Source organism: Chamaesiphon polymorphus CCALA 037 (genome assembly GCF_003003845.1).
GTDB lineage: Bacteria > Cyanobacteriota > Cyanobacteriia > Cyanobacteriales > Chamaesiphonaceae > Chamaesiphon > Chamaesiphon polymorphus.
In genome coordinates this window covers 1-4948 of record NZ_PVWO01000442.1, presented here as the reverse complement: position 1 = coordinate 4948, position 4948 = coordinate 1, and the positions used below count along the sequence as shown (strand labels likewise).

3 protein-coding genes are annotated in these 4948 nt (G+C 47.7%); 1 reads left to right on the top strand and 2 read right to left on the bottom strand.

What is annotated here, in order from left to right; genetic code table 11:
• On the bottom strand, positions 1 to 1680 hold a 1680-nt coding region (locus C7B77_RS23915), incomplete at its 3' end, for a UvrD-helicase domain-containing protein (RefSeq protein WP_106310796.1).
• 267 nt (positions 1681 to 1947) lie between these two features.
• Complete coding sequence (locus tag C7B77_RS23910; RefSeq protein WP_106310793.1) at positions 1948 to 4200, bottom strand: GumC family protein; 2253 nt, start codon at positions 4198 to 4200, stop codon at positions 1948 to 1950.
• A 280-nt stretch (positions 4201 to 4480) separates the two neighbouring features.
• Here C7B77_RS23910 and C7B77_RS23905 point away from each other — a divergent pair.
• Positions 4481 to 4948, top strand: a 468-nt coding sequence (locus tag C7B77_RS23905; RefSeq protein ID WP_342761372.1) for a GIY-YIG nuclease family protein, incomplete at its 3' end; no start/stop codon positions are given.

Below are 4948 nucleotides of genomic sequence, written 5' to 3'. Positions count from 1 at the left end.
CGCGCGGCGGACTGCTGGCGACTGAGGTATTTCTAAGATACTCGGATAGAGAAAGCGTTCGGGAAATATGGCTAGTGCATCGAGATCTTGGGCATCGATTAATTTACGTTCTAGTAAAACTTTGAGCGTGGCTTTGAGGTAATCGCTAGAATGCGGGCGCGTGATAAATTGAAATAAGACCAGTAATTCTCCTGGAATTTTAGAAGTACGATCGCCTTCACCTGCTTCAAAAAGTTTGATTTCGGGATGCAACCGTTTCCAATCAGCCAACCTGTCAAAGATGAACTTTGCTTGGCGATTTTCGCGGACTAAAATGGCCGCATTTGCCGTCGGATTGGCTTTAAATAACGTCGTCAATCGCTGCTCGATCGATCGGACAGATTCGTAGACATCGCTGGGTGTATGTAATTCTACGCCACCATCTTGGGCTGTAGGATTTGGTTGGGCGTCTCCAGGCGATACGGGACGGATCGTTTGTAGCCAGAAGACTGATTCTGTCTCGGCGGTGTCGTGGTTGGCTCGCTCTGAAGATTGAGTTGGCGGTTGGAGGAATTTATTGCCCCAATCGAGGACAAAATTGGCAGCATCCATAATTACCTGGGTACTACGTCCGGCTTGCTCCATTTTTTCCAGTCGCGGCAAGCTCAGATCGTTAATTTGACTACATTCATGGCAAAATTCCCGAAAATACTTGGGATCGGCGGGGGTAAAGGTGGAGTTAATCGCTTGATTGGGATCGCCGACGCGAATCAGATTGAGTCGATGTTCGCTACGAACATCTGGCTCGGATGGATGGCGATCGGGAATTTCAGCTAAATGGCGTAGTAGCTGTTCTTGAAGGGGACTGGAGTCTTGTGCTTCATCTTCAAATACAGCATAAACTTGTTGCTGCCACAATCTGCGCGCAGTGGGGTCTTTCATCACCCGCAAAGCCCCAGCAATCATCTCGTCGTAGTCTAGATACCCTTGAGTATCCAGTAGTGCTTGATAAGCCTGATAGAGGCCAGCTCCGATACTCAAAATGTCATAACGATCGGGATATAATTTGGCAACTTCCCATAAATCGGCGGGTGACAAACCAGAACTTTTAGCTTCGCGGACAGCGGTGAATGCCAAGCTGGGTAGTACTTCCGTCCGCAATACCGATTGACGGCGCAGGCGTTCGGTTTCCTCGCCGTCGAAGCCTTCTCCTTCGAGTAAACACCGATAACTGTGGGGGTTCTGACTCAGCCAGCTTTGAACGGTATCCTCGATTAGTTTATGGTTGGCTGAGGGCATTACCAAGGTGCGATCTGTTAAATCGAGCTTAGATAATTCGGGATGCTTGCTGGCGATGCTCAATGCCAAGCTGTGAATGGTATTGACGCTGTATCCAATTGGTGGTAATCCCAATTCATGGAGACAATTTTTGATTTTATCTTTAATATTGGCGGCTGCCGATCGCGTCAGGGTGACGATTATCAACTGACGCCGTTGGTGCAATTTTTCGCGCGCGATGGTTATCGCCGCAGCTACAGCCATACTATGGGACTTTCCCGCCCCTGGAACTGCGGAGACTGCTAAAGGGCCAGAATGCCAATCGGCTAGCGTCCGTTGCCCCAGGCGCAATCCTTGCCGCCACTGAGCGATGATGCGATCTCGATCGTGGGTGAGATTATCTAAATCGGTAGCTGCGACCATAATTGATAATTGATAATTGATAATTGATAATTGATAATTATCTCTCCCTGGTGGGTTGGATTTTCCCCAAACGGTGAAGGTTTATCAGAAAGTAGGGTCTAAAACCCCATCTTTAAAGATGGATTGTTGTCTTGACAGATCTGTAGGTTGGGTAGAACGAAGCGAAACCCAACAGCCTCAACCAAAGTTTCTTCGATCCAAACGCCAAATGGGATGCGAGTAAACTCGCACCCCATTAATTTAGATGATTTGTCGATCGAGAGCTATCTAGGAGCGAGTCCGATTGGTAGTCGTTCCGGTTAACAATTTAGAACCGATGCTACCTTCATCACCTCTAGTGGTCTGTGCAGAGTAGTAGTAGTGGTTGTAACGGCTCTGCTTGTCGAGATCCACGCCATTGAGTACCATCCCCAGCACTTTGAGTTTAGATTGGTTGAGGATTTCTTGAGCGTATTCGACGGACTCTTTATCAGCGACGCCGGGACGGAGGACGAATACCAACCCGCCTGCTTGGGTGCCCAAGATCGCCGCATCGGCGGCAACTGTCAGCGGTGGTGCGTCGATGATGACTAAATCGTACTCTTGCGACCATTGAGCGATGGAGGTGCTCATTTGGACGGAATCGATTAAGACTACTGGATTTGGCGGTACCACGCCAGCTGTCACGAGGAAGAGGTTGGGTTGGATTTCAGTAGTGGCTGTTTTGCGATCGCATTGACCGCTGAGAACGTTACTGAGTCCTTCGTAGTTACCCTGTCTCCAAATCAGATGTTGGGCTGGTTTGCGCATATCTGCGTCCACCAAGAGTACTCTCTTGCCCAGTTCGGCAACTGCTAGAGCTAAGTTAGCGGCAACTGTCGATTTACCTTCTCCCGACTGAGAACTAGAGACGACAACGACTTTGAGGCTGTCATCGGCGTTCAAAAATTGCAGGTTGGTCTGCAACATCCGGAAGGATTCACCTTCGATCCCAGTGGTCATGCCAGTCAAGACCAACTGACCCGGTGCTCTAGCCGCACCCTTACTGAGTTTGGGCAATTGGCGCGATTTTTCAAATACAGGGATTTGACCCAAGATCGGGTAACCAGGTAGTAAGCTCTTGGCTTCTTCCGAAGTTTTGATCCGTTTGTCGGCACCATCAAGCAGGAATGCAGTTGCGGCACCTAAGAATAGCCCTAAGAAACCACCAATTGCAATGTTCTGACCTTTTTTGGGCGAGAGAGCTTCTTGTGGTAGCTCGGCATGGGTGAGAATTCTAGAGTTACCCAGAGTTTGGTTTTCGGCAATTTCGATTTCTTGCAGCTTGCTCAAGAGGGTCTTGTAGTTAGTCCGCGTGGTTTCGAGTTTGCGTCCGAGGGCGTTTTGTTGTTGCTCTAGTTTTGGCAGCGCATTCATCCGCTGTTTGTACGCATCGACGACATATACCAATGCCGCAATTTGTTTTTGCAAACTCGTCCGTTGTGCTTCACTCTTAGCATAGTCAGCAATCAGATTGCCCTGGATCCCCGAGGGTTGCAATTCGACAAGTTTACCTTGGAATTGTTGTTCGCCGACTAAGCTTTGTTTAAACCGTTTTTGGAGTATTTCGACTAAAGCTTGACGTTTTTCTTTGAGGTTGAGAATGCTCGGATCGTTGTCGCTAAACCGAGTTCTTTCCGTGGCAATTTTAGCTTCAACTTCTTGCAACTCTTTGAGCGATTTTTGCAATCCTGGCGATTCGCTAACGAGTCCGGATTGAATTGTCGCTTGTGCGTCTCTACCACCAAATAAATTCTTCAACCCCTCTAACCGAGATGTTTCGGCGGCGAGTTGCGCCGAAGCCGAGGTGATTTCTTTATTCAGGCTAGTGATCGTCTCTACTGCCTTCACAGATTCTGTTGGCAGATCGACGACATTATATTGTTCTTTAAATAGACGGAGATCGTTTTCAGCTTGCTTGACTTCGTTTTCGATTTTTGGCAGTTCCTGCGCTACGAATTTACGAGCTGCTTCGGCTTCGCGACGTTGGTTGGTACGATCGTCACGGATGTAAATCTCCATGATTTTCTCAACTACGTCTCTAGACAATTCTCTACTAGGATCTTGGAAAGTAACTTCCAGTAAGTCTGTGTTTTTAATACTACTTACTTTTAGTTGTTGGACGAAGCTCTCATTTTTATTGATAAACTTGTCTAGCCGTTTGCGCTCTGGTCTATTTGCATATTTGCCATCGCGTAACTCGATCAGTGCGCCTTTAATCGTGGTCAGAGACTTGAGAATTTCGGCTTGAGTGTTAACTGGAGTACTTCCGGTTAAGCCTTCCAGTTCGCCAATCGCACCACCACTAGCAGCATTGGTTGCACTGCTCAACAAAGCACTAGTCTTGTTAGTCTTTTTCAGGATGACCTGTCCTTTGGCTTGGAAGATTTCCTGTTGCTTGAAAGTCCATACCGTTGCGACTGCTGTAGTAAGGGCAAAAACCAAAGCAGCGGGCATCCAACGACGTTTGAGTACTAGCCAATATTGTGCAATTTCATCCATAATGCTTTCTGCGGGCGACTGTGTTCTATACTCCCTCGTATTCTAACATCGTGCCCCGAACTACCCGTATCCGCATTTCAACGTAATTCAGTAGCGTTAAACCGATGATTTTCGACAATTGAGTGTTTATAGGGCGATCGGTAAGGGTCGAATTTATCGATCGATCGACCGATCTCAGTACGAGTGAGATCTTTATTATACAAACATATTAGCAATCTTCGGGATTTTCAGTAAGAATATTTGTATTGTCACGATCGGTTTTGCTGAGGAACTACCTGTGCTGCAAGAGCAACAACTCAATTCTACGGCCATCGACCTCTCTACAACCTCCGCCTCCAATCTCGAACGGCGTCTCCAAGAAATCCCCCCCGAACCAGGAGTCTACTTCATGCGCGATGCGAGCGATCGCATCCTCTACATCGGCAAATCCAAAAAACTCCGCTCCCGCGTCCGCTCTTACTTCCGCGAAGGCAACCATCACTCGCCACGTATCGCCATGATGGTGCGACAAGTCGCCGAAATTGAATTCATCGTCACCGATACCGAAGCCGAAGCTTTAGCTCTAGAAGCTAATCTGATCAAACAACATCAGCCACATTTTAATGTCCTGCTCAAGGATGATAAAAAGTACCCATATATATTGATTACCTGGTCGGAAGATTATCCGCGCATCCTGATGACTCGCAATCGGCAAATCGGCAAAGGTAAAGATAAATATTATGGCCCCTATACCGACGCCCACTTACTC